Genomic DNA, 24,621 nt, shown 5'->3' with positions numbered 1-24,621 from the left:
TGTGGATGAATTGCTTGAACTGTTGAACAATCGCTGGATTGTTAAAAAAAGAGAGCCTGAAAAGTATTTTAAAGTAAAAGACAACTTAAAATCGTACCAAAGTTTCGTGAAGGAAAAATTGGGCTATACGCTTATTGTAAATCCTTTGATGATTAAAATGGAGAAGCTTCCTGGGAAGCCACAGCCGTGGATGGGCATTGCGGAGTTTGATGCGCCACTATGCTATGTTTTCTTGTGCTGTATCTTAATGTTTTTAGAAGAAAAAGAACCTGAAGAGCAATTTGTATTGGCTCAAATAACAGATTACATTCAATCTCAACCAGAGATACGGTCACAAGTAGATTGGACGGCGTTTTCACAGAGAAAACTGCTCATCAAAGTGTTGGCATTTTGCAAAGAAGCGTATTTGATTCGAGTTAACGACGGTGATGACAGCCAATTCGTGGGTGAAGAAGCCGCTGTAGAAGTCTTATATGAGAACACAGGACTTTCAAAATACTTTGTGAGGCGCTTTCCTTTTGATATAACAGGGGTGGGGTCAATAAAAGAACTCGAAGGGCTCGACTGGCAAACAGAAGAAGGAGAGCGCGGGGTGATGAGACGTTATCGCGTCTATAGACGCCTCTTAATGGAGCCCGTGGTTTACCAAACCGGTTCAGAGGATCAAGATTATCTGTACATTAAGAACATGCGCAGTGTGCTGACACATGATTTTGAGCGCTATGTGGGTGCTGACTTTCATCTGCATAAAAACGGCGCGTTGCTCCTCTTTCAAGAGGGGGGACAAGTGAGAGATGCCTTGCCCAATCGAAGAAATCTATCGGATATCGTCCTACAGTGCTGCGCAGATGCACGCGACAACATCAATAAGGGGACTTGGGAACGCCATTTTGACGATTCAGCGACGATCTCCAAAGTCGCATGGGAAGTTTTCTTAGAAGGTATTCAAAAGAAATACAGCGCAGGGTGGTCAAAAGGGTATAGGGAACTGCCGTTAAAAGCCTTAATCGGAGAAATAAATCGCGAGATGACGAGCTTTGGACTGATTCAATTAGATGTCTACAACAAGTCTGTAACCATTTTGCCGGCTTGTGGAAAACTATCGGGGAACTACCCAAAAGCATACTGGGACAAGCAAAAGGAGGGCAGTGACGATGGCGTGGAAAATTAGTAGAGCAGGCGTTGTGAATTTTTGGTACTACGATGAAGAAGAATTTCACTTTGAAGACGGGAGATTGCTCCTACGTGGCGCCAATGGCTCTGGAAAATCGGTAACCATGCAAAGCTTGGTACCTTTGCTTTTTGACGGCAACAAGAGTCCCGAACGTTTAGATCCCTTTGGTTCAAAAGCTCGGAAGATGGAGAGCTATCTTCTAAGCGATGGCTTAGAAGTAGAAGAACGCACAGGTTATTTGTTTTTGGAGTTTGAAAAGAAAGAAGCGCAACGCCATATGACCATTGGTATGGGCATGAGAGCGCGTAAGAACCGGCCGATGCAGACGTGGTATTTTCTTTTACTCGACAACCGACGCATCGGTAAAAACCACGATTTTACGCTCTATCGAGATATGGGAGACAAAATACCACTGACTCAAAAAGAACTTGAAAACAAAATCGACATTGGCGGGCATGTTTATACCAAGCAGAGCGACTACAAAGCGGCAGTGAACGAGCACCTGTTTGGCTACTCGGACATTACCGATTTCGATGAACTCATTACCTTGCTTATTCAGATACGGTCTCCAAAGCTGAGCAAAGAGTTTAAACCGACGACTATGTATGAAATCATGCAAAACTCCTTGGTTACATTGACAGACGAAGACTTGAGACCCATGGCCGAAGCCATCGAGAACATGGATGAAATCAAGCTTAAAATCGATGCGCTGGAACGTTCTAAAAAGAGCTTAAACCGGATACAAACCGCATTTGACAAGTACAATTCGTATATGCTGACCACCAAAGCGACGCGTTTTTTAAAGCATCTTGAAGAAGAGACGACTTTATCTAAAAGTCAGGAAAAGTATAAAAACGAGCGTGTTGAAGCCACGACAGCCATTGAAGCTGCCAAGCGAGAAGTGGCCAACCTAGAGACAGAGAATTCTCGCTTGAAAGAGAGAGAAGCCAGCTTGTTAAGTCACGATTTGGCGACTTTGGCATTAGAGGGCGAACAACTTAAATCAGATATCGACCAGTATCGTGATGCAGCTGATAAAAAACGCGTAAAATTAAATCGGCAGGAAGCGGTGACCACGGAACTGGCGTACAAAGTGAAGGCACAGAACAGCGACCTTGATGCAGCTGTTTTTCAAGGCGAAAAGCTGTTGGTACTGTTAGATGAAGAAGCAGAAGTCGCTGGCTTTGACGAACATCATTTTTTTGCTGATACGTACAAAAAAGAGCGAGAAGCGGCGGATTTTAAGTACCACAAAGCGCAGGTTGAAGCTTATAAAAAACGGGTAAAAGACACGGCTAAAGCGTTAAATCGACAAGCCGAAGTGCGTCAAGCCTACGATGTTTCACTTGAAAAAGTGGATAGTGCCGTGCGTCAGTTGGCCGATCAGAAGCATTTTGTAAAAGAAACTGAACAACAATTTAACCAAATAAAAGAAGAGTTTGCTGTCAGCACATTTGCTTGGGCGGAGCACAATCGTGTCCTTGATATACCGCGGCAGATTCTCCAGCAAGTGACAGAGCGCATATTTAGCTACAATGCCCCTTATCGCTTTGACCAAGCCATTGAGCCCTTGAGAACAGCCTATGAGGCTTCAAAAGGGGAAGTGCACATGGCGATACACCGTGAAAAAAGTGCGCATCAACAGGTAAAAGAGACGATTACACAACTCAAAGACCGTTATCAGACCGTAGAAAAGCAACAAGACATGGCGCCTGAACGGACAGAGGCAACTGTAAAAAATAGAAAGCGTCTTGAAGCATTGGGGATCGACTATGTGCCGCTTTACAAGGTTCTTGATTTTAACGCAGAACTGTCCGAAACCCAAAAAGGGGTTCTCGAAGAAGCGCTTGAGGCCATGGGTCTTCTCGATGCATTAATCGTTCATGAGCAACACAAATCTCAGGTCCTGGCCATGACAACTGGAGAAGCAGAACGCTACTTGTTCGCGACACCGGAGTATTTAAGCCACAACCTAACCGCTTTTTTCAAAGTCGAAGACCAAGGTCACCCATTTGAAAAAAGCACCGTTGAAGACGTGTTAATGAGCGTGTTTATCAACGAAACGGAAAATCGTTTCTACATCACTGAGGCCGGCCATTATGGCATGGGGCCCATTCGCGGAAAAGTATCTGGGGATAAACCGTCTCGATTCGTTGGGCATTTGGCGAGAAAGCGTTATAGAGAAAGGCTGCTTCGGGAAATAGAGGCGGAAATTTCCGTGGCAACAGCGCAATTAAGCGCAATAGAAGGCGTTATTGAAAAATTAAATGAGAAGTTAGACACCCTTCAAGAAGAATGGGAACACTTCCCTAATAACGACGATTTAGATGTAGCGTACACGACGTTTTTTGAAGCCGAAGGGCGCTTAAAACTTCTAGAAAAAGAGGTGACGTATTATCGAGAAGCTTCAGAAGTAGCTTTTCAACTGTTAAAAGACGTCCAACTAGAAGTTGCAACCATTAGCAAAGGTCTCTATTTGAACTTGACCCTTGAAGTGTATGAAGAGGCTGAAACGGCAATGGAAAACTACTTGTCTGCCTTTACAGACTGGCATCAGTTGAGTCAAAAAATTCATTATATAGAAGTGCATTTGAAAACGTTGCAGGAGCAAAGTAAAATAAGCGAAGACGCGGAAGTGACCCTGAGAGATGACATAGAGCATTCTGAGCGCGCTGAACGCAAAGCCATGGTGCGCCTTGAAGATATTGAGGCGCAGTTAAAACTTTCAAACTTTGAAGACATTAAAGCCGAAATAGCGGATTGTAGAAAACGCCTTTTGGAAATACCGACGTTGCTCAAGGGACAAATAAAGGCTCAATCGGATAATGAAGCGAAGGTGACACACTTAGACGGAGCCATACAACAGCTAGAAACTCAGCGGAAGTCAGTGGCTGAAAAGCGTGCCCTGTATGAGCGGGCTTTTGTGGCTGAGCGTGAACTGGGGTATGTCGAGATGGGTTTAGAAGGCGGGGAGGCCTCTGAAACCAAAGTGCTCGCAAAACAGGCAAAAGCACTTCTGATTCAATTTGGCGATGTCATCCAAGACCAAAAGACAATCCTTCATTACACAGATGCATTAAAAGAAAAATTTTTAAGCGAGTCTGGGGAGTTAGCGGAATATCAAATGCGCTTTGAGTACCTGTTTAAGGCGCTTTGCACCGATACGTGTAGTGACGATGACCTCACACATATCGAACGCGTCGATATAAAGGCAAAAGTACAAGGAAAAGTCGTGAGTTTTAAGGTGCTCAACCAGTGGGTGGAGCAACAGATTGTAGAATCCACTTCTGTTTTAGACGAACAAGACCGTGCTCTTTTTGAAGAGATTCTCATAAACTCAATCAGCAAGAAAATCGGTGCGAAAATCTACCACAGTGAACGTTGGGTGCGTAAAATCGATGAGTTAATGAACAGCATGGACACTTCCAGTGGCCTCTCATTCCACTTAAAATGGGTGACAAAAGAAGCCGCTTCTGAAGAACAGCTCAGCACGAAAGAACTGGTGTCTTTATTAAAAGGTGAACAAGCGCTGTTGACAAGAGCCCAAAAGGACAAGCTCATTCGTCATTTTCAGTCAAAGATAGGGGAAAGCAAGCGCAAGACACTCGATGCGACAGATACAAGAAGCTTTTTGACCATTATGAAGGAAGTACTCGATTATAGGACATGGTTTGAGTTTAGACTGGACTATACCAAAAAAGGAGAGCGGCGACGAGAACTCACCAACAACGCTTTTTACACCTTTAGTGGTGGAGAAAAAGCCATGGCCATGTACGTACCGCTTTTTTCAGCAGTCTATGCCAAGTACGCCGGCGCCAATCGAGAGTGTCCGAAGTTGGTTTCGTTGGATGAGGCTTTTGCAGGTGTGGATGAAAAAAATATCACGGACATGTTCCGCTTGTTGACCAAAGAGCTTGATCTTGGGTTTATTGCCAACTCACAGGTGCTGTTTGGCGACTACGAGACCGTACCGTCGCTGGCGATCTACGAATTGATTAGACCTGAAAATGCCACTTATGTAACGACCATTCGGTACATTTGGAACGGGACGACTAGGGAACTGGTTGCAGAGCACTAAGGGGGCTAAAAGTAATGGAAACAACCAATTACGATGCGTTTATGGCGTATTTAAAATCTTACGATGTAGAACGGATAATGACGCTAATAAGGGGCAAATACTGCACTTACGGCGCCGCTAAAGGCAATATTGTGCTCAAAAATTCGACAGATTCAGAAAGGCATTTTTTACGCGGACTTTTAAAAAAGGATTTTTCAGGTGACACCCCTATAAAAGTGCACTTAGCAACGTTTGAAAGTGCTTTCGCGGAAACGCGTTTTCAAGGCATAACGTTGGGAAAGATTCTAGAGTGGTATTTTAATGAACCCATACAGTCCAATCAAGAGGTTTCTACTGTTCAAAAAACAGTTAAAAACGCTTTGTTAAACGCTACATTGCGTCAATTGTCATCAGAAGACTTAAAAGCTTGGACGACGGCAGCTTTTAATGTATCGTCACATCCAGGGTATCGTTTAATAAATGAGTTTGCGTCAAATCGCAACGCTGTGGCAGTTGATGAGCTATTGCCGCAGCTGGAAAAGCTTTTAAGCCTGTTAAATCGCCATCCTGAAGGCCTTAGTTTTACTATGGCTGCCGCCTATACAACAGGCTATCCACACGCTCTCGACAAAGAGATGCCACTAAGAAAGTTGTTTACCACTTATGCCAAAAGTTGCCGCCCTGAAATGCCTTTTGAAACACTAGAAGAGCAAGAAGTACTGTACGAACAGTTCAACATCAGTTCTGACGAAGTGCCTCGAATGGTCTTAACTTACGGAATAGACGCTTATGATGATGTGGGGCAGTCGTTAGGCTGGGAAACTTTTAGTGGGCGCGGCGAGCCGCTTTTACTCAATAAACTCAATCTCCGTTCAGCAGCGTCTGTTATGTGTAAAGGAAGAACCGTTTGGTGTTTTGAGAACCCCGCAGCATTCTATCAATTCATACAGTCTAATGCCGAGAAGTCAGCTGTTTGTACACATGGTCAGCCGCATTTATTAGATTATATGCTGCTCGATAGACTTTATGCGTCTGGTGCCGTATTGAGATACAGTGGCGATTTTGACCCCGAAGGTCTTTGGATTGCAGAACGTTTAAAAAAGAGGTACCCAGAACTGGATTTGTCTTTTTTCACAGTTGAGCGCTATCTCTGTAAAAGGAGTAAGGAGGGCATCAGCGCAAAGCGCTTAAAACAGTTACAGCTTCTAGAAACACCACAGTTACGTGCTGTGGGCGACATGATGGCGCAACATAAAGTGGCGGCGTACGAAGAAGGCGAAACAGATACAGGACACTAGAGGTCTCTCTACTTCACAACCTCATAAGGCCAATCGATAATCCCCCCAAAATCATAGACATCGGTGTACCCCATCTCTTGGAGCAGTTTTGCTGCAGTGGCGCTGCGATTACCGGAACGGCAATAGATGAGAATCATTTGATCTTTATCGGGAAACGCTTCCTCTGCGACAGATTCAAGGGTGTCTAAAGGCTTTAAAAGTGCCCCTTCAATGTGTCCCGCATCGTATTCTTCCGGCGTGCGCACATCTAGCAAGAGGTAGGACTCCGTTTCCTCCATGAGATTTTTGGCTTCTTCCGCTGAGAGGGTCTTGTAAGCGGTGTCGGTTTCTTTAGTAGACGAACAGCCTAAGAACAACAGCAGAACCATGAGCAACAGTGTCAGCGTAGTGGTTTTTTCCATATTGAGGCCTCCTTTTTGCATCTGTAAAAGTACAGTTATTTAATTAGATATACCCGAAGAGACGTCGTTTTCAACAAGTATTCACAAATGAAACATTAAAGATGGGAAAAAATGTTTTAATATGATAAAATGAGGGCGAAACGTCAAAAGGGTGATGGGGAGGTGTAAAGTGATTTTGAGGAAATTGGTAACAGGTGCGTTGCTTCTTATGCTTTTGACAGGGTGTTGTAGCGATGGGGTCACACAGGAGTCCGTCGACGCCCTAAAAGCGGAAAAGGCTATGCTGGAGGCGCGTCTCATTGAGGTCGAAAAACAAATGACCCCTGTGGCCGCTAGAATCTACGGTGCTTTTACAGCGCAAGTCAAGGCCTTCGTGCCCATTGCCGAAGGCTTTGAAGAGGCCCCTTCCTATCTCGTCCTCGAGACTTTTCAAGGCGGCGATCTTTTTCTTCTGTGCTTGAGTGCTGAAATGGCAGCGCCACTTGAGACGGGGGAGACTTACCGATTCATCTTAGAAGAGAAGCTTGTTGGAGAGGCCATTGGTATTACCGAAGGCATGCTGTCTAGCAAAGAGGTGGATTTGCATCGTGCTTTTAACGCGTTTGATGTACAAATAAGCACTGTTCGCAGGCCCTTAGAATCCGAATATGGGTTAGCTTCTGTAAACGTATATTGGGAAAAGTTCGAATAACCGCCTGTACAGACGTGTTGCCGCTAAAAACTTTATCGTTGCGGTACTGCAATCGTTTGCTTCGGCGAGACCGTGCACCTATCGAGAAATAAAAAACATGAAGGGATACACTATGCATAAGTTATTGAGAATTTCACTAATATCCATAGCGACTGGAATTGCATTGACTATTTTAGAGCTTGTGAACACCATTGTCGCTTTTAAAACAGGCATAAATTTTATCGTCGAACACTACAGTGTGTTGGATACGATTTTTGCACTGACGTTGTTTGTGGTAACGGGAAAAATCTTTGTAAAGGACATGTCGCGAAAAGAGGTTGTAAAATCGGCAACGGTGTTTTCTATTTACTATATCCTCATTCTCATCTTACAGATTGCGCTGATTAACAAAGGCGTTTACACGTCGAGTTTAACGGCACTTTTTATTCCGACGCACATGTATGCGGTGATTGGGAATTGGCTGTTAGAGATTTCATACCGATTGGCCTATTGGGCTTTGGTGCCATCTATAGCAGCGCCGTTTCTCTACGTGATTTTTGCGAAAGAGAGCGGGGAGCATGTGTAAAGGCTGTTTGAAAAGGGAGACGTTCTTATTGGACGCCCCTTTTTTTAATGCAATCTGTGGCGTTAAAATAGGCCTTAACTCAAAAGACCAACTTTAGTTGGTAGTGCGCGTCACCTTTATAGACTATACTTAACAGACAAAGTGTTTTTAAAGGAGGCAACTATGGAAAAACTAAAGAACGATAGACAAACGACGTTAATGGTATTGTGGATTTTTGTTAAATTAAATGTGGTTAGTGCAGATTTGTTGAGCTTTTTACAGCCGGCCTTTTTAAAAGAACTGACGACTTCGGGAACAGCAGAGGGGCTTGCGATTACACCGGGATTTCTCATTTTGGCCGCGGTCCTACTGGAAGTGAACATCGTCATGATTCTGGTGTCTAAGTTCGCATCTAGGCGCTTAAACCGAAAATTAAATTTAATAGCCCCATTTGTCGTAGCTGCTTTTATAATCGGAGGCGGGTCGACAGCACCGCATTACATTTTCTTTGCGACGATTGAACTCATTGCGCTCTTTTTCATTATGAAAACGGCAATACAGTGGAAAGCTGAAGCGTAAAGACGGCGAGTCATTGCAAGTGCAGTTTCTGGTGGCAACGACTCCTTTATGAAAGATGTTTTGCAGAAGGGGATTGAGGGTAAAATTCAAACTCATAAAGAGCAAAGCGTTATGCCTTAGTGATAGGGCTAAAACTGAGGGAGGTGCCATGTCGGACAGGCTCATTTTAAACAAATTGCAGAAACCCGCTTTACCGAAGACCTTTATAGAGAAGGAGGGGGTTGTAAGCGGGTTGTCTGCTTCAAAAGTATCCCTAGTCTGTGCTTCGGCGGGCACCGGTAAGTCGACCGCTGTGAGCAGCTGGATAGATGGGAGGCATTCAAAGTATTTGTGGTACACTTTAGACGATTGGGACAACGATTTCTTAGTCTTTCTTTCCTATGTTCAAAAAGGTCTTGAGGACATTGAGGACACTGTCGCTCAAAAATTGGCATCATTTACGCAGGGCAGCCTTCCAATGGAAGCCGAGGGGCTCATTAAGGGCATTGTCGCTCTGTTGCACGAGGTACCTGTTCCGTGGATTTGGGTTTTAGATGATTACCATGCGGTTACTGAAGGCAAAGTTCACGCATTGATTAACGCTTTGCTAAAGCATTTGCCTTCAAATTTGACACTTTGCATCATCAGCCGTGAAGATCCGCCAATCCGTTTCGGAAGGCTTAGAGCACAGGGGGGATTTCATGAGATAAGGGTGTCGTCTTTAAAGTTCAGTAGAGAAGACGCTGAAAGGTTTTATAAATCGGCCACGCGGGCGCCCTTGACGCAAACACAAATCGATTTTCTCTACAAGCGTTCGGAGGGATGGGTTGCGGGAATTCAGCTGATTGCAATGACACTTGAAAAGGTCGAGGCGGTGGACACTTTTATTCAGTCGTTTAAACAAAACCAAGCGTATATCATGGACTACCTTTTAGAAGAAGTGTTGGAGCGTCACTCTAAAGCGCATTTGGCATTTCTTCTAAAAACCTCGGTTCTGTCTTATTTTAATGAAGCGCTGTGTGCTTATGCTCTGGAAATACCGCGTGAAACCGCTGCTTCAGAAATTGAATACTTGCTCCGAACCAACAGCTTTTTAGTGACGTTAAATCAGGAAAACGGCTGGTACAGATACCATCAGCTGTTTAGAGTGCTTCTAAGTCAAGAGCTTAAACGCCACAAGAGTTTGGGAATAGACGACATTTACCAGAGGGCCGGTAAGTGGTACGAAACGAGAGAGGGCTATCAAGAGGCCATTTCTTACTATATTAGTGGCGGTCATTTTGGAGAGGCTCAACGTGTTATTGAACATCGATTTGCCGTAATGGACATGGCGCTTCACTCGGCGACGTGGCTGGGCTTGGTAAAGCGGTTACCGGTTCGGTATATTGAGTCCAGTCCGGTCCTCTGTATCGGCTATGGATGGGCGCTCTTGGACCAAGGGCAAATAGAAGCGTGTCAAAAATGGTTTAGTCGATCTAAGATGTTGTATGACGCTTGGCATTTAGGCGAACCGGGTGTGCAGATCGATATTCACGACCGAAAGACTTTTGATGATATTCCAACTCTGTTGTTGTCTTCTGAAGCTTATGTTGCAGCGATTAAAGGGGCGTATCATGACCTAATGGCCCATACTGAAAAATTGAAGGCTTTAACGGCAACGGCCACCTATTCGAGGCAATGGGTTGTCGAATCCTTTCTCGGCATGATGCATTGGGGACAGGGCAATCTCATAGAGGCACTTGAAACAATGAGCGCTTTAAGAGAGCAGCTGCCGCAGGAAGTGAGCCCGTCTATAAAAAACGCATTTACTTGGCTCGTCGCCGAAATCTGCCTTTGCAAAGGTGAGCTTACTAAGGCGAAAGTGTTGCTGGAAAACGCCATAGACAGTGTTGAAGAGAACGCTGTCTTGCCGTTCTTGGTGGGGACATATTACTTATTGCTGGCGTCGATTGAGAGTTTCCGTGGACATCGAGATCAGGCGTACAAACACCTTGAAACCAGTAAGATGTACGGCCACCGTTACGAGTTTATGGATTGGCGGTACAAATACCATCAACTGAAAGCGCGTCTCTTTATGCAAGACGGCCTGTACCAACAAGCGCATCAATGCGTTCTGGAAGGCAAGCAATATACCTATTTAAACCCTGCGCCAGAAGGGGTGACCCTAGATGTACTGGCGTTATGGCTCTTATTTTTAACAGATTCTGATGAAGCGAAAAAGATGTATTTGATTGAAGAAGCACTGGGGACATTAGAATCGACGGACAAAGCGTTTCCCAACTACAGCGAGGAAATGCGCTGGAAAGTGCTATTAAGCCAAGCGCCGGTAGACAGATTTGGTGACAGATTGCGCCCGATTTGCGAAAGTTTGCTGCGGCAGGCAAAACATCAGCGACGACAGATTGAGGTGATTGAGTACACTTTGATTTTAAGGCGGTATGTGACAGACGCTGTTGAAAAAGCGCATTTGCTGGATTTGGCGAATGCTTACGCCAAGAAAGAAGGGATTCGTCAGCCGTTTATAGAGTTTGCTCCGGAAACAGTCATCGGTGGCGATATGCCATTTGAAGCCCAGCGGGCACAGATTAACGAAACATTGCCGGAGCCCTTGACGGCCAGAGAACTGGAGCTGATTGCGTTAATCGCAAAAGGGTATTCCAATCAGGAAATCTCAAATCACCTGTTTATTGCACTCAGTACTGTCAAAAGTTACAACAACAAACTGTTTTCAAAACTGGAGGTCAAGAGGCGGACAGAAGCCGTTGCAAAAGCTCAAAGCATCGGCCTTATAGAATGAGACGTTTCTCAACGCCATCTGCTCAGTAAGGATGTGTCTTATGGTTTACGAAATACGCATTAAGGGGTATATACGTACGCACTGGTTTGAGGCTTTTGAACATGTAAAAGAAGCGGGCAACACAACTGTTCTTCGAGGTGATTTCAAAGATCAAGCGGCACTTTACGGTGTTTTGAGGCGTGTACAAGAACTGGGGATGGAACTCGTTTCAGTCGTTCCTGTGGCGCATAAAACTTAATTCGCTAAAAGAAGATTCCTAAGGAGTCTTCTTTTTTAATGAGAGAACATATCGGAAAAACATTGCAATGTAAGTCAAAAAAAGTTAATATTTAATGAGAACAGCTTGAACTCAGCTAATATTTAAATTGAGGAGGGGGAAATGAACAGGAAAGTGTCTAAATCGGATTGGGGATTTCTCATTGCCTTATTGGGCGTCCCGGCGGCGCTGTTTACACTCTTTGGCTATACGTCAAACTTGAAAACAGGTCTTTGGGTTTCAGCGGTAGCGGGGGTCTCCATTATAGCGGTTGCATTTATAAAGTTGTTGAAAAATCGGTATCAAAATGCCATGTGTCTTAGTCCGACTAAGTTAGATGTGTTTATTGAAGAGCGTTTGAAGACGTCATCTGAATGGCGGTGTATTTTTTCACTGGGAGATTTGTTTATTCGCAATCTTACAGACGCTTTGCAACAGAGGACTTCTGGTCAAGTGTCTGTCACGGTTAAAGTGCTTTTGAGAGAAAGACCTGATGACGACGCCTTTCAAAGTCGGTTGGAACAGAATTGCCGTCTTTTAAAAGAACTTGAAACGAAATACCCCATTAAAATTATACATAAAGTGGTACCTTGGGATTATTTTATGCTCAGTGGCATTGTATCAGACGACGGCGAAGGTGCTCTTAATTTTTATTATCGCGAAAACAACCAAACACGGCGGGTTGCAGACACTTATTTTAAAGTTTCGCGTGGTAAACAGGCTTATGAAACACTGTTAATAGAGGCATTTGACAAGGCTTTTGAGGCCATGTGGACAACGAGTTCCTAGAGGTGTTTAATACACTGAGGGGGGCTCTTGAAGGGGGCATATGAAGAGACATTTTCTAATAACCGTGGTGCTACTGCTCTTGTTAACGGCTTGTGCCTCAGAAGATGCTTACGATAAGCTGAAGATAAGCGATGACCAGACTGTTTTATTGGATAGGGATGCATTAAGTGAGATAAATGTTAAAGTTGATTATCAAAAACCGGAGGTTGCATACAGGAAGGCTGAAGACGGGCGAAAATCTAAAGATCTTCTATGCAGTTTGACTTATGGTTTGAAAGTAACGAATTTAAATACATTCCCAATAGAAGTGATGATGAAGGTATTCATATCAGAAGAGATACGAGATACTTTTCTAGCCAGCAGCAAGCACTTTGGGACAGAAGGTCACACGGTGACACTGGAGCCTTCAAAAGGGCTTCATATGACAGCGGGCCTTTTGATAAAACATGTCGATCGACATACTAAGACCGAGGCGGCTATCTTCGAGGAGGAGTTTGAAAAACTCGAAGTGGTGTTGATTATCGACAATGAAGAATACCGGCTGTTGCTCGACGGTGACGATGTGGGCGATAAAATAGAGGTTAAAACAACTCAATAAGAACGGATTAGAGCGGGGTTCAGATGAATCCCGTTTTTTCTTTTAGAAATGGGGAGTCTTAGTAGCAACTAAGCGAAAACGGACAGTCCCTCAATGGAAGTCAGGGCTCGCCTATACTCAGCTCAGTACGAGTCTTCCCACAGCAAAGAATTGCAAATGTGGCAAGAAGCTTTAAAATTACTGCCAAAGGATCTTTTTTCTTATCCTTTCTGATAAGTTAGAACCTTAAAAGTTAATCACTTGTTATGAAGGAAACAAGTGATATGATTTTATGTTATCGAATGATTTTAAGTCGTTTGAGATAAGTTTACGTATACAACGTATCTCACTTTGACAGTATATATAAAATTATGTTAATATTTAGAGGTGAATAAGACTGCAATAGACTATTGGAAATACAACCGTGGACGATATGTAGAAACCTATTCAAACAACGCTTAAGGAGTTTTATCATGAAGAGACAAATCTTTATAACCATGGTGCTACTGCTCCTGTTGACGGCTTGTGACTCAGAAGAAACTTTTGATTACGATGAGATTGAGAGAAGCGATGACCAGACTGTATTAATGGATAGGGATGCATTAAGTGAGATAAATATTAAAGTTGACTATCAAAAACCAGAGGTTTTATACAACAAGACGACTACAGAACAGCGAGAAGATAACTTTCTCTGCAATTTGCGGTATCAAATTAAAATAACGAATTTGAATGATTACCCCATAGAAGTGATGGTAAAGGGGTTTATATCGGCAAAGATAAAGGAGACCCTTCAAGCTAGCAGTGAACACTTTGGGACAGAAGGTCGCACCGTGACACTAGAGCCTTCAAAAGGACTTTACTTAGGGGCGGGGCCTTTGATAAAACATGTCGATCGACACACTAAGGCCGAGGCGGCTATCTTCGAGGAGGAATTTGAAAAACTCGAAGTGGTAATGATTATCGACAATGAAGAATACCGGCTGTTGCTCGACAGTGACGATGTGGGCGATAAAATAGAGGTTAAAACAACTCAATAAGAATGGATTAGAGCGGGGTTCAGATGAATCCCGTTTTTTCTTTTACAAAGGGGGATTCTTAGTAGCAACTAAGCGAAAACGGACAATCCCTCAATGGAAGTCAGGGCTGTCCGTTTATAAGTCATCTATTTTTTTGTTTCTCGACGCCGACACTTTCGTTTAAGAAGTCGACAATTGTATTTGAGTGCCTTTTAATCATGGCATCAGTATACAGTTGACGTTTGTGGTTAGCTGTTTGATCCGCAAGGATTGGCGGCTCGGTGGCACTGTCCTTTGAGACCTCAATGGGCATTTTACTCAGGAGTACGCGCTGTCCTTTGGCATCCACCATATAGGTGTAGGCAAAGCCGTTTCTTTTTTCCACTAGAAGTTGCTTTCTATCGAGTTGTTTGTTTTGCTTCGATTGGGCTGTTGGGGTGTTGCTTTCTAACACCGCTGTCCTTAAATCCATCGTTCACCTCGCTGTTAAATTACTTTGTGACTACTATCATATCAAAGAATTTATTGAGAGACAAGCGGCACTGGTTGGGCAGCCATTTGGCGATGCTAGCGACGTCTTTGAACGCCGTGCTTACGTCGGTGTTAAAGGATGCTGAGGTACGACAACGGCTTGAAGACTCCCTAGATGTTCACCTTGCAGAAAACTATTCCCATTTAAACCCTTTTAGAGCGATGAGCGTGCAGATGACTGTCATGCCGAAGAGGACGACAAACGGCGTTGTCAGGTGTGCCACGGGAAGTCCTAGAGTGGTGGCTTTCAGTAGCTTAATACCCTGTGTGAGGGGCAGGAGGTCGGCGATTTTTTGCATAGAGGAAGGCATGATCTCATAGGGGAGTGTTGCCCCTGAAAAAATCAACATGGGGAAGTACAAAAGGCTGGCCACAATGCCGGCGACTTTGGTGTTTTTTGATAAGCCGCCCACCATGAGACCGATGGCAAACATCGAAACCATCACCAAGAGCCACCCCATTAAAAAGGCACCTATGTGCCCTTTCAAACTCAGGTTGAAGCACAGTGAAGCTGTCGTATAAACTGTAATCAATGAAACAAGAGCGTACAAGGCGTAGAGGCTCACCTGCACGAGTAAAATAGCTGCCGGTTTTATCGGCGTCACTTTAAAGCGTTTTAAAATGCCCTTCGATCGGTAATCGGAGACCACGAGCGGCAGTCCCATGACCCCGCCTGCGCAGATGGCGATAGAGACGATGCCACCAAAAGACTGTTCAAGAAAGGTGTAGCCTGCTCCGGCGTGAGCGGGTTTGTCGCCAAAGATGACGCCAATTAAAAAGAGAACCACTAGAGGCAAAAAAACAGAAAAAATAATCATGTCCATACCGCGAATCGATAACTTGAGCTCGGTTCTGAACAAGGTTTTAAAGGTGTTCATCGTCTAGGGCCTCCTCTCCTGTATGCCAAAGATAGGCGGATTCAAGCGTTGTGTAGGGACTTGCATCAATGGCAGAAGAAACGGAGCCGCTAAAGACGACTTGTCCCTTCTTCAAGATGCAAATGGCATCGCACAAGGCTTCGACTTCATCCATAAAATGTGACGTTAAGAGGATGGTTAAGCCTTCGGCTTTTAGCGTCTTCAGCAGTTTCCAAACACGGCGTCGCGCTTTGGCGTCGAGCCCCGTGGTGAGTTCGTCTAGAAGAACCACTTCGGGATCGGGAATAAGCGCCATAACGACAAACAGCTTTTGCCTTTCGCCCCCTGAAAGGGTCTTGACGTAGGCGCCTTTTTTATGAGCCAAGTCAAATCGTTCGAGCAGAGCACAGTAGTCGGCAGGGGCTTTGTAGAGGGCGGCAGTTACTTCACAGAGCTCTGCGACGCGGATGTTTTCTTGATAAGCAGCTTCTTGGAACTGAACGCCGACCTTTTCAAAGAGGTGTTTTCGATTGTCCACAGGCGACAGCCCTAGAATTGAAACCGTGCCGTTATCAAGTGTTTTCGTCCCGACGAGACACTCTAATGCGGTGCTTTTTCCGGCGCCGTTGGCACCTAGCAAGCCAAAGACGGTGCCTTTTGGAACAGTAAAGCTGAGGGCGTCTACGGCTTTAAGGGTGCCGTAAGACTTTGTAAGATTTTCAACGTGAATCACGATTTTTGACCTCCTTTTGTGTTGTGGGAAAGCGCGTCACTTAAACCTCATTGTCAACACCTAGGTTTTAGGCTCGACGCTTGTTGTCTAAAAAAGCATAACACCAACGCAAAGGTTGGTGTTATAGTGGAGGGTTTGAAAATTTAAGTTGCATCGTGTTCAGTAGTGTCTTCATGTTAATGGCATTGTTCTGTGCTGATACAAGGGCGTCAATAAGCCGGTCGCAGACAGATATGATGTCTTCACTTGGCGCCGGTGTGTTCAGCGTTTGTGCAACGTCTATAGTGGCGTTTTTAGAAGCGACGTTTATCAATCGACGAATGGCTGAGAGCGAGTAGTTGGCGCAGCGAAGGGCGCGAATGACTTGGAGTTTCCGCAGATCTTCGCCGTCGTAAATGCGATAGCCGTTGGCTTTTCGTTTCACAGTGAGAAGACCGTTCATTTCCCAGTTCCGCAGGGTGTCTACCGAGATGCCGAGCAGGTGCGAAGCGGCTTTTCGATTGAGGGGTTGCCCAGCGGGAGAGCGGCGCCCATCTAAAAGAGACGCTGCGGCTTCAACAGCGGTGTGAGCACTTTTCAGTTCATCGGACAATGCCGATAGGTAGTCGTCTGTTGCGTCTAGCGCCTGTTCAAACGCACAACTGGCGGACAATTTAACGATGGCAATGGCCTTTTTCCTCAAACCATTTTGTAAAATCTCAACCTGTAGCGCCGTGCGCGCCAGTTTAAACTGGTAGAGGTGAAGGGGCGTGTAGATTCGGTAGCCGTTTGGGCGTCGTTCGGGTTTGGAGACGAGCCCCCAAGTTTCATACATGCGTACAGTGTTGGGGTGAATACCGATGCGCTGTGCCACTTGACTGGTGGTAAAGGTTTCTTGGATGACGATCACCTACTTTCGTGAATAGGGTCTATGAGTGTATTATGGAGGTTGTTTTTTCAATTTGTCACGTGGATAAACGTGGCATAAAGTGTTTATGTCCCTTGTATTATCACATACAAACCGCCCCCTAGCAAACGGAAAGGGGGCGGTTTCGCCTGAGCTAAATGGTCCATTGGCTGTGTTCAATGGCAATTAAGTACCAGTTGTCACCGACCTTTTTAAACACGAGGAAAAGACTTTTCCAGTCGATGCCCTCGTATTCGGGCTCAAAGCCTGAAAAATGGTATTCGAGATAAGAAGCACCCGGGTAGTTGCCTTCCAAATCGGTAATGGCGTTGCCGACGGAAATCGTATGATTGACGGCAATGGTTTCGGGCTCAATGAAATCGACGTCGTAGATAAAGCGGTCGTAATACGCTTCAAATGTGTAGTCGATAGGTTCGCCACTCCCGTCAAAGGTTCCCCAGTTGAGAACATCCGGTGAGGCATATGCTGCGGCGATTTCAGACGCGGTGAACGACTGGCTGGTGCCGGGGTCGGAGTTGGGGTACGGTTTCAGTAAAAGGCCTTCGTCCGGATGAATCCACGCGCTTAAGCCGTCGAAGTCTTCCGCTTCAATCAAAGCCATCACCGCGGCACCGGCGCTGATTAAATCTGTCGCTTCGGTGGGTTCAGTGGGCTCGACGGGTTCTTCCTCAAGAGCTTTGGCAAGATCTTCTTCGGCTTTTTTCAGCGCCGTTTCAGTGGTTTCTAGTGTCTCAGTTAGTGTTTGGATGTCTGCTTTTAAAGATGTGATTTCAGAATCGTAGGCGCTGACATCGACGGGTTCTGCTTTGCAACCGACCAATGTAAAGGCGAGTAGGAAAAGGAGCCATAAGTTTTTTTTCATAAGTATGCACCTCCTAAATGGGTAAGGGTTACTCTAATTATATCAGAAAATATGCCAAATCTTGAAAATGGTCATGAAATTGTTAGAGGGCAGCTGAGCAGACGTGCAAGAATTGAGAGGGGGCAAGCGTGTGAAGATAGCCAAAAGGGCGGTGTTGACGCTCTCTGACAGGTCATCTATAATTAAAGAAGATACTTAATTGTGATTACAGAAAGGTGGAGCGTATGCACGCAGAGTGGTTTTTTCCTTTGGTGGTCGGGGTGCTTTTTATCGGCCTGGGGCTTATGATTTGGCGTAGACAAAAAATAAACTGGATTCACGCGTACCACTACAAAAATGTAAAGGAAAGCGATAGAAAACCGTACGCCGCCCAAATAGGAAAGGGCCTAATGGTCATTGGCGGCGGGATGATGGTCACGGGACTTTGGACGCGCTTTCTTATTGAAGCGTACAACTGGGTGCCTGCGACGGTGGGCTTTGTCGTCGGTTTTGCAGTGATATTGCGCGCACAAAAGCGGTACAATGGCGGGTTGTTCTAAAGCCATCGCTAAAAGTTAGAGTCTTCACGAACTCAACACGCGCCGATTTTATGAACAACCCAAGTTCATTTATAAGCAAACAGGAACCTCTATGGAACGTCTGCTTTTGCTACAATGCTATTGGGACTAAAAAATAGAGACTAAAAATAGGAGAACATGATTAAATGGGACATTCTTGGAGTGGTATACGTAAAAAATTAGAGCAGGATTTCATGTGCCCAGCGTTAAGAGGCCGCGTGCGCTATCATTTGACCGTCTATCGTAAAACACACGATTCAACCGGTGCCATTACCGTCTTTGTAGATGGCGAAGTTCTCGTGAAGGGCGATGTGTTTGACTTTTATAGAGGGTACTGGCCGGTGGTGCAGGCGGTAAAAGCAGAACGCGGTGTTGAAAGGCGCTACTGGGAAGGGAGCACACTCGTGAACAACGCCGAAAACAACGACGCTGAGGCCCATGCAGAGGCGCTCCGAATAGAAGAAGGCAAACTCGACGTGTGGCAGTTTACAGATGCGGTGAACCGTTTTTTAAACAGCCCTATTGAAACTTCCCTCACCTCAGAAAATCCCTTGATCCGGCTTTTGGCAGTGGTGGACAGACGCGTAGGTAAGCGACGCCTCAAAGCGTTGATGGCGGTTGTCGACGACCAGCCGGAGTGGCTTAAACGCCTCTATCTCATGCGATTAGAAGCCGAAGGCTTGACTTGCGCTGGGGAAGCCTTATGATTTATACCGGCAAGGTGTTTCTAGGGGATGAAACGGGGCTTTACCCGTGGTGGAGTTTTGGTAAAACTATTTTGGCGACAGGGGCACTTATGGCCGTTCAAGAGGGGCTTCTGGAGCTCGATAAAAGTTATGGAGAAGTGCGCGGCACATTGAGACAATTGTTAAGGCACGAAGCCGGTTACGGAGAATACGCCGGACTGAAGGCTTACCAGGATAGAGTGACAGCGGGGATGCCCCCGTGGAGCGGTGAGGAGATGCTGACACATGCGCATGGGCGAAAGCCGATTTTCGAGCCGGGGACGGGTTGGGCGTATTCAAACATCGGCTATTACCATGTGCGCTGCCTACTGGAGGTGGTGTATGGCATGTCAATTGATGCGGTGCTCAGTGAGCGTCTTTTTCGCCCTTTGGGTTTAAAGGACACGTTTGTGGCGATGGACGCGTTTGACCTTTCAGGTGTTCAGCATGTAAAACCCGGCTACGACCCGAAGTTTGTGTATCATGGGCTGGTCGTAGGGTCTCTCAAAGATGCGGCCAAATGCCTATATGAAATCGCCTTTGGAGCCATTTTGACGGCACCTATAAAACATGAGATGCGCACGCTTTACACTTTGAATTTTGATCTTCCCGATCGACCGTGGCGCAGTCCGGCCTACGGCTTGGGGGTCATGGCAGACGATAACCCGAAGGCGTTTTCGTTTGGTCATACCGGTCAAGGGCCAGACAGTGTCATTGCCGTTTACGCGTTCCCAGATGAGGGGGGCTCGGTAACGGCCGCCATTAGCTTGCCCACACAGAAGCAGGGTGTTGTAGAGCAAGCGGTGGTGGACAGTGTCTCCGATTTTAGAGACAACAGTTGATGTCTAAATAAAAAGACATCGTCATTTGGCGATGCCTTAAGAGCTATTATTTGAGTCAGAGCAATGACGCTATAAATCGTAGCACTTACACTGTTTGACAGCCGCGCATGGGCTGTTTGAGCAGACCGGCGCTGTCCTTTTGAAAATCTTATATCTGTTTTAGCGAATCAGTTGAAAATCCGCCCAAAGCCATTGCCCGTCGACCTTTTTAAGTGTCATATCGACGCTTTCGTAGCGGACGACCTCTTCTTTTTTGTCAACATACTTTACAATGGGGTAGGTGACGGTTACAGTGGCGGTTTCATCGTCGGTATACGCCCACTCGAGGGTTTCGCCATCGCCGACGTCTTGACGGCCGCCTCTGTCAGAAAGCTCCCTATAGAGTGCGCCGTCAAATTCTTGAAACTTTGGTCCCAAGTTTTCATCGCGCGGTGCTAGCAACGAATCGACTTTCTCTGCTGTGAACAGTGCACTGAGTGCATCCTGAAAGTCCTGAAACGTTTTAAAGCGTTTGTCCTCTACGCGAAAATAGGCGTTGCCTAAACGATCCATTTTTTTGTCTTCAAATACAACCGATTCTAAGGAGCTTAAAGAAGGCATTTCAAACCATTCCATTGCCTCGTAAGCGGCGTTGTAGAGGTCCTGAACTTTTTCATCGTCCAGTTCGTCGCTGCGCGAACAGCCGGCGAGCACCAGCAAAATAAGGCTCAGTGTTAAAGCTAAATATTTTTTCATAAGCATTCTATCCTTTCCCAGCATTAAGAAACATATTGCAGTCTTATTCAAATCCAATGAGAACCTTTATGGTGTAGCCGTCATCCAAATAGTCTTCAAGACTCGAATAGCCAAGGTGTCCAGGGTCAGATATCATAACCGTTTTTTTGTCTACAGTTCCGGCTTCAGGGTTGTAGGCAGTTTCAAGTATCCCATTGACAGTTACGAAGTGACCTCTACCTTTCCTCATGCCTACGATTACAGGTTTGTCTTGCCTAATTTGGCCTCTAATATAATTGTAGCACTCTTCTATTGTTGTATAATTCACTCTCTTGAAATACGATAGATCGACCGCATACGCATTCTTTACCTGATACCATTGCATATCTGCTCCACTGGTTATATATGGCTTTAACTTATTGTTGACCTCGAGAGGTGTGTCGCTGTATCCAAATTTACTCAGAAGTATGGCCAGACTTGAGACCGCACAACCAGATAGTCCAATGGTATCAGTTGAGTTAAAAAGCTTTTCGTTCGCCCATCTGGGATCCCCCTGCTTGTAATGTGTGAGATAAAGGCGTTTTTCTTCTACAACACCTGGGATACTAAGTTTTTGTCGATTGTTCTCATCACCAATAAACTTTAAGTAGACATCGTAGGGCATGTTTCCAATAAACTCTCCATAGATATCGATAATTTCTTTCCCTATTGAAAAGTCGTCGTATGAATCCTCTGACTCACCTAAAGACGTTGTATTCGCAAAAGACAGAAAACCAGAGTTTAAGCCGATGATACAAATGAGAAGTGTTGTTGCGATTTTTCTTTTTAGCATAAATAATCTCCTTTACAATCAAGTGGTTTATAGGTGTCTAACAGTAAAATCACTTAAAATTCTCTTCTTAGTATGTTGTCAAACCTCCCTTCACAAAAACGAGTAACTTGCAGAAAACTTACACTTCTAATGAGATTTAAGCAAGAAAACACAGCAATACCACCCCCTTCATTAAATAACATGTCACTAGAAGCCTAAAATGAGACACATTTCACAAAAAACATTGTAATTAATCCGTACAGCCTCTACATATAGAACGAACGAAAGGCGGCACATCTTACGCTTGTTAATAAAACTTAACATTTAAACCGAAAAGAAACGCCCTATTGAAGAGAGGGAGACAATAATCAGGAAAAGAAAATCACACTTGACGATGGACAGGGCACAAAGACACTAGAAAACGTATGCCACCGATGTAAGCCCTAGGCGAGACCTTTATGTAGCGATGCTTACGATAGCAAGTTTGATGGCTTCAAGTCGGGGTCAAAAGAAAGGCGATTTGTGATGACTTTGGATGCTGACACATGCGCATGGGCGAAAGCCGATTTTCGAGCCGAGGACGGGGTGGGCGTATTCAAACATCGGCTATTACCACGTGCGATGCATACTGGAGACGGTGTATGGCATGTCAATTGATTGGTACTCAGTGAGCGTCTTTTTCGCCCTTTGGGTTTAAAGGACACGTTTGTGGCGATGGACGCGTTTGACCTTTCAGGTGTTCAGCATGTAAAACCCGGCTACGACCCGAAGTTTGTGTATCATGGGCTGGTCGTGGGGTCTCTCAAAGATGCGGCCAAATGCCTATATGAAATCGCCTTTGGAGCCCTTTTGACGGCGCCTATAAAACATGAGATGCGCACGCTTTACACTTTGAATTTTGAGCTTCCCGATCGACCGTGGTGCAGTCCGGCCTACGGCCAGACAGTGTCATTGCCGTCTACGCGTTCCCAGATGAGGAGGAATCGGTAACGGCCGCCATTAGCTTGCCCACACAGAAGCAGGGTGTCGTAGAGCAAGCGGTGGTGGACAGTGTCGCCGATTTTAGAGACAACAGTTGATGTCTAAATAAAAAGACATCGTCATTTGGCGATGCCTTTAGAGCTATTATTTGAGTCAGGGCGATGACGCTATAAATCGTAGCGCTTAAACTGTTTGAACAGACCGGCGCTGTCCTTTTGAAAATCTTATATCTGTTTTAGCGAATCAGTTGAAAATCCGCCCAAAGCCATTGCCCATCGACCTTTTTAAGTGTCATATCGACGCTTTCGTAGCGGACGACTTCTGCTTCTCTGTCCACATACTTTACAATGGGGTAGGTGACGGTTACAGTGACGGTTTCGTCGTCGGTATACGCCCACTTGAGGGTTTCGCCGGCGCCGACGTTTTGACGGCTGCCTCTGTCACCGAGCACCCTATAGAGTGCGCCGTCAAACTCTCGGAACATGGGTCTCCAGTTTTCATTGGGCAGCGCTAATAATGAATCGACTTTCTCTGCTGTGAACAGCGCACTGAGTGCATCTTGAAAGTCCTGAAATGTTTTAAAGCGTTTGTCCTCTACACGAGTATAGGTGGTTCCATAACGATCGATTTTTACGTCTTCAAAAACAACCGATTCTAAGGAGCTTAAAGAAGGCATTTCAAACCATTCCATTGCCTCGTAAGCGGCGTTGTAGAGGTTCTGAACTTTTTTATCGTCCAGTTTGGCGCTGCGCGAACAGCCGGCGAGCATCAGCAAAATAAGACTCAGTGTTAAAGCTAAATATTTTTTCATAAGCATTCTATCCTTTCCCAGCATTAAGGAACAATTGCAGTCTTATTCAAATCCAATGAGACTCTTTATGGTGTAGCCGTCATCTAAATAGTCTTCAAGACTCGAATAACCAAGGTGTCCCGGGTCAGATATCATAACCGTTTTTTTGTCAACAGTTCCGGCCTCGGGGTTGTAGGCAGTTTCAAGTATCCCATTGACAGTTACAAAGTGACCTCTACCTTTCCTCATGCCTACGATTACAGGTTTGTCTTGCCTAATTTGGCCTCTAATATAATTGTAGCACTCTTCTATTGTTGTATATCTAACTTCTTTAAAATACGATAGTTCGACCGCGTACGCATTCTTCACTACTCTCCAATCCATGATAGGTCCACTGGGTATATATGGCTTTAAGTTATTGTTTACATCGAGAGGCGTGTCGCTGTATCCGAACTTACTCAGAAGTATAGCTAAGCTTGAGACTGCACAACCAGATAGTCCAATAGTATCGGTTGAGTTGAAAAGTTTTTCGTTAGCCCATCTGGGATCCCCCTGCTTGTAATGCGTGAGATAAAGGCGTTTTTCTTCTACAACACCTGGGATACTAAGTTTTTGTCGATTGTTCTCATCACCAATAAACTTTAAGTAGACATCGTAGGGCATGTTTCCAATAAACTCTCCATAGGTATCGATAATTTCTTTCCCTATTGAAAAATCGTCATATGAATCCTCTGATTCACCTAAAGACATTGTATTTGCAAAAGACAGAAGACCAGAGTTTAAGCCGATGATACAAATGAGAAGTGTTGTTGAGATTTTTCTTTTTAGCATAAATAATCTCCTTTACAGTCAAGTAGTTATAAGTATCTAATTAACAGTAAAATCACTTAAAATTCTCTTCTTAGTATGTTGTCAAACCTCCCTTTACAAAAACGAGTAACTCGCAGAAAACTTACACTTCAAATGAGATTTAAGCAAGAAAACACAGCAATACCACCCCCTTCATTAAATAACATGTCACTAGAAGCCTAAAATGAGACACATTTCACAAAAAACATTGAAATTAATCCGTACAGCCTCTACATATAGAACGAACGAAAGGCGGCACATCTTACGCTTGTTAATAAAAATTAACATTTAAACCGAAAAGAAA

Annotated in this window: 26 protein-coding genes; 16 read left to right on the top strand and 10 right to left on the bottom strand. The window is 45.0% G+C overall.

Annotation, left to right across the window (positions count from 1 at the left end; all coding sequences use genetic code 11):
- The first annotated feature begins 1 nt into the window (after position 1).
- From ACR6HW_RS04535 to ACR6HW_RS04525, 3 genes are read left to right on the top strand one after another with little or no spacing between them, the layout of a single operon-like run.
- A complete protein-coding gene (locus tag ACR6HW_RS04535; RefSeq protein ID WP_455729978.1) occupies positions 2–1,171 on the top strand; it encodes a TIGR02678 family protein in 1,170 nt (389 codons plus the stop codon).
- Complete coding sequence (locus ACR6HW_RS04530) at positions 1,155–5,252, top strand: TIGR02680 family protein (RefSeq protein WP_455729977.1); 4,098 nt, start codon at positions 1,155–1,157, stop codon at positions 5,250–5,252. The genes ACR6HW_RS04535 and ACR6HW_RS04530 overlap by 17 nt, the downstream gene beginning before the upstream one ends.
- Positions 5,253–5,266: 14 nt before the next feature.
- The gene (locus ACR6HW_RS04525) at positions 5,267–6,529 is read left to right on the top strand and encodes a TIGR02679 domain-containing protein (RefSeq protein WP_455729976.1); all 1,263 of its coding nucleotides are present in this window, start codon (positions 5,267–5,269) and stop codon (positions 6,527–6,529) included.
- Between the two features lie 8 nt (positions 6,530–6,537).
- Here ACR6HW_RS04525 and ACR6HW_RS04520 read toward each other — a convergent pair whose 3' ends face one another.
- Entirely contained in the window at positions 6,538–6,930 is a 393-nt protein-coding gene (locus ACR6HW_RS04520) for a rhodanese-like domain-containing protein (RefSeq protein WP_455729975.1), read from the bottom strand.
- Between the two features lie 169 nt (positions 6,931–7,099).
- On the opposite strand from ACR6HW_RS04520, the gene ACR6HW_RS04515 reads away from it, so the two are divergent.
- From ACR6HW_RS04515 to ACR6HW_RS04480, 8 genes are all read left to right on the top strand, one after another.
- Positions 7,100–7,621, top strand: coding sequence for a hypothetical protein (locus ACR6HW_RS04515; protein ID WP_455729974.1), 522 nt, complete (start codon positions 7,100–7,102; stop codon positions 7,619–7,621).
- A gap of 112 nt (positions 7,622–7,733) precedes the next feature.
- The gene (locus ACR6HW_RS04510) at positions 7,734–8,186 is read left to right on the top strand and encodes a hypothetical protein (RefSeq protein WP_455729973.1); all 453 of its coding nucleotides are present in this window, start codon (positions 7,734–7,736) and stop codon (positions 8,184–8,186) included.
- Between the two features lie 162 nt (positions 8,187–8,348).
- The gene (locus ACR6HW_RS04505; protein ID WP_455729972.1) at positions 8,349–8,744 is read left to right on the top strand and encodes a DUF6326 family protein; all 396 of its coding nucleotides are present in this window, start codon (positions 8,349–8,351) and stop codon (positions 8,742–8,744) included.
- Positions 8,745–8,892: 148 nt separating this feature from the next.
- On the top strand, positions 8,893–11,520 hold the full coding sequence (locus ACR6HW_RS04500; protein WP_455729971.1) for a LuxR C-terminal-related transcriptional regulator: 2,628 nt from the start codon (positions 8,893–8,895) through the stop codon (positions 11,518–11,520).
- A gap of 40 nt (positions 11,521–11,560) precedes the next feature.
- On the top strand, positions 11,561–11,758 hold the full coding sequence (locus ACR6HW_RS04495) for a hypothetical protein (protein ID WP_455729970.1): 198 nt from the start codon (positions 11,561–11,563) through the stop codon (positions 11,756–11,758).
- A gap of 141 nt (positions 11,759–11,899) precedes the next feature.
- Positions 11,900–12,565, top strand: coding sequence for a hypothetical protein (locus ACR6HW_RS04490; RefSeq protein WP_455729969.1), 666 nt, complete (start codon positions 11,900–11,902; stop codon positions 12,563–12,565).
- 40 nt (positions 12,566–12,605) lie between these two features.
- Complete coding sequence (locus tag ACR6HW_RS04485; protein WP_455729968.1) at positions 12,606–13,163, top strand: hypothetical protein; 558 nt, start codon at positions 12,606–12,608, stop codon at positions 13,161–13,163.
- A 452-nt stretch (positions 13,164–13,615) separates the two neighbouring features.
- Complete coding sequence (locus ACR6HW_RS04480) at positions 13,616–14,179, top strand: hypothetical protein (protein WP_455729967.1); 564 nt, start codon at positions 13,616–13,618, stop codon at positions 14,177–14,179.
- A 121-nt stretch (positions 14,180–14,300) separates the two neighbouring features.
- Here the strand turns inward: ACR6HW_RS04480 and ACR6HW_RS04475 are convergent, their stop codons facing one another.
- The 5 genes from ACR6HW_RS04475 to ACR6HW_RS04455 all read right to left on the bottom strand — a co-directional run bounded on the left by ACR6HW_RS04475 (position 14,301) and on the right by ACR6HW_RS04455 (position 18,048).
- Positions 14,301–14,630 carry a hypothetical protein gene (locus ACR6HW_RS04475; RefSeq protein WP_455729966.1) on the bottom strand — a complete coding sequence of 110 codons (330 nt, stop codon included), beginning with the start codon at positions 14,628–14,630 and terminating at the stop codon, positions 14,301–14,303.
- Positions 14,631–14,823: 193 nt separating this feature from the next.
- Complete coding sequence (locus tag ACR6HW_RS04470) at positions 14,824–15,567, bottom strand: ABC transporter permease (protein ID WP_455729965.1); 744 nt, start codon at positions 15,565–15,567, stop codon at positions 14,824–14,826.
- Positions 15,554–16,279 carry an ABC transporter ATP-binding protein gene (locus ACR6HW_RS04465; protein WP_455729964.1) on the bottom strand — a complete coding sequence of 242 codons (726 nt, stop codon included), beginning with the start codon at positions 16,277–16,279 and terminating at the stop codon, positions 15,554–15,556. Before ACR6HW_RS04465 ends, ACR6HW_RS04470 begins: the two co-directional genes overlap by 14 nt.
- Before the next feature lie 121 nt (positions 16,280–16,400).
- Entirely contained in the window at positions 16,401–17,168 is a 768-nt protein-coding gene (locus ACR6HW_RS04460; protein WP_455729963.1) for a MerR family transcriptional regulator, read from the bottom strand.
- A gap of 151 nt (positions 17,169–17,319) precedes the next feature.
- Positions 17,320–18,048: a hypothetical protein gene (locus tag ACR6HW_RS04455; protein ID WP_455729962.1), complete on the bottom strand. Its 729-nt coding sequence runs from the start codon at positions 18,046–18,048 to the stop codon at positions 17,320–17,322.
- Between the two features lie 224 nt (positions 18,049–18,272).
- On the opposite strand from ACR6HW_RS04455, the gene ACR6HW_RS04450 reads away from it, so the two are divergent.
- The 3 genes from ACR6HW_RS04450 (at position 18,273) to ACR6HW_RS04440 (ending at position 20,172) form a co-directional block, all read left to right on the top strand.
- On the top strand, positions 18,273–18,587 hold the full coding sequence (locus ACR6HW_RS04450) for a DUF3784 domain-containing protein (RefSeq protein ID WP_455729961.1): 315 nt from the start codon (positions 18,273–18,275) through the stop codon (positions 18,585–18,587).
- A 164-nt stretch (positions 18,588–18,751) separates the two neighbouring features.
- The gene (locus ACR6HW_RS04445) at positions 18,752–19,312 is read left to right on the top strand and encodes an SF0329 family protein (protein WP_455729960.1); all 561 of its coding nucleotides are present in this window, start codon (positions 18,752–18,754) and stop codon (positions 19,310–19,312) included.
- Complete coding sequence (locus ACR6HW_RS04440) at positions 19,309–20,172, top strand: serine hydrolase domain-containing protein (RefSeq protein WP_455729959.1); 864 nt, start codon at positions 19,309–19,311, stop codon at positions 20,170–20,172. Before ACR6HW_RS04445 ends, ACR6HW_RS04440 begins: the two co-directional genes overlap by 4 nt.
- A 159-nt stretch (positions 20,173–20,331) precedes the next feature.
- Here ACR6HW_RS04440 and ACR6HW_RS04435 read toward each other — a convergent pair whose 3' ends face one another.
- Both ACR6HW_RS04435 and ACR6HW_RS04430 read right to left on the bottom strand, forming a co-directional pair.
- Complete coding sequence (locus ACR6HW_RS04435; protein WP_455729958.1) at positions 20,332–20,907, bottom strand: hypothetical protein; 576 nt, start codon at positions 20,905–20,907, stop codon at positions 20,332–20,334.
- 43 nt (positions 20,908–20,950) lie between these two features.
- On the bottom strand, positions 20,951–21,718 hold the full coding sequence (locus ACR6HW_RS04430) for a C39 family peptidase (protein ID WP_455729957.1): 768 nt from the start codon (positions 21,716–21,718) through the stop codon (positions 20,951–20,953).
- Positions 21,719–22,232: 514 nt separating this feature from the next.
- Here ACR6HW_RS04430 and ACR6HW_RS04425 point away from each other — a divergent pair.
- Together ACR6HW_RS04425 and ACR6HW_RS04420 are read left to right on the top strand one after the other, a co-directional pair.
- Positions 22,233–22,394, top strand: a complete 162-nt coding sequence (locus ACR6HW_RS04425) for a hypothetical protein (protein ID WP_455729956.1) — start codon at positions 22,233–22,235, stop codon at positions 22,392–22,394.
- The gene (locus tag ACR6HW_RS04420) at positions 22,385–22,687 is read left to right on the top strand and encodes a hypothetical protein (RefSeq protein WP_455729955.1); all 303 of its coding nucleotides are present in this window, start codon (positions 22,385–22,387) and stop codon (positions 22,685–22,687) included. The genes ACR6HW_RS04425 and ACR6HW_RS04420 overlap by 10 nt, the downstream gene beginning before the upstream one ends.
- Before the next feature lie 226 nt (positions 22,688–22,913).
- Here ACR6HW_RS04420 and ACR6HW_RS04415 read toward each other — a convergent pair whose 3' ends face one another.
- Both ACR6HW_RS04415 and ACR6HW_RS04410 read right to left on the bottom strand, forming a co-directional pair.
- Entirely contained in the window at positions 22,914–23,489 is a 576-nt protein-coding gene (locus tag ACR6HW_RS04415; RefSeq protein WP_455729954.1) for a hypothetical protein, read from the bottom strand.
- Between the two features lie 42 nt (positions 23,490–23,531).
- Positions 23,532–24,299 (bottom strand): C39 family peptidase, encoded by a 768-nt coding sequence (locus ACR6HW_RS04410; protein ID WP_455729953.1) that lies wholly within the window; start codon positions 24,297–24,299, stop codon positions 23,532–23,534.
- Positions 24,300–24,621: the final 322 nt, after the last annotated feature.

The sequence above is a fragment of the Fusibacter sp. JL298sf-3 genome (genome assembly GCF_053842995.1).
Note: the sequence above shows the minus strand (reverse complement) of the source record. Positions and strands in the feature narration are given on the sequence as shown.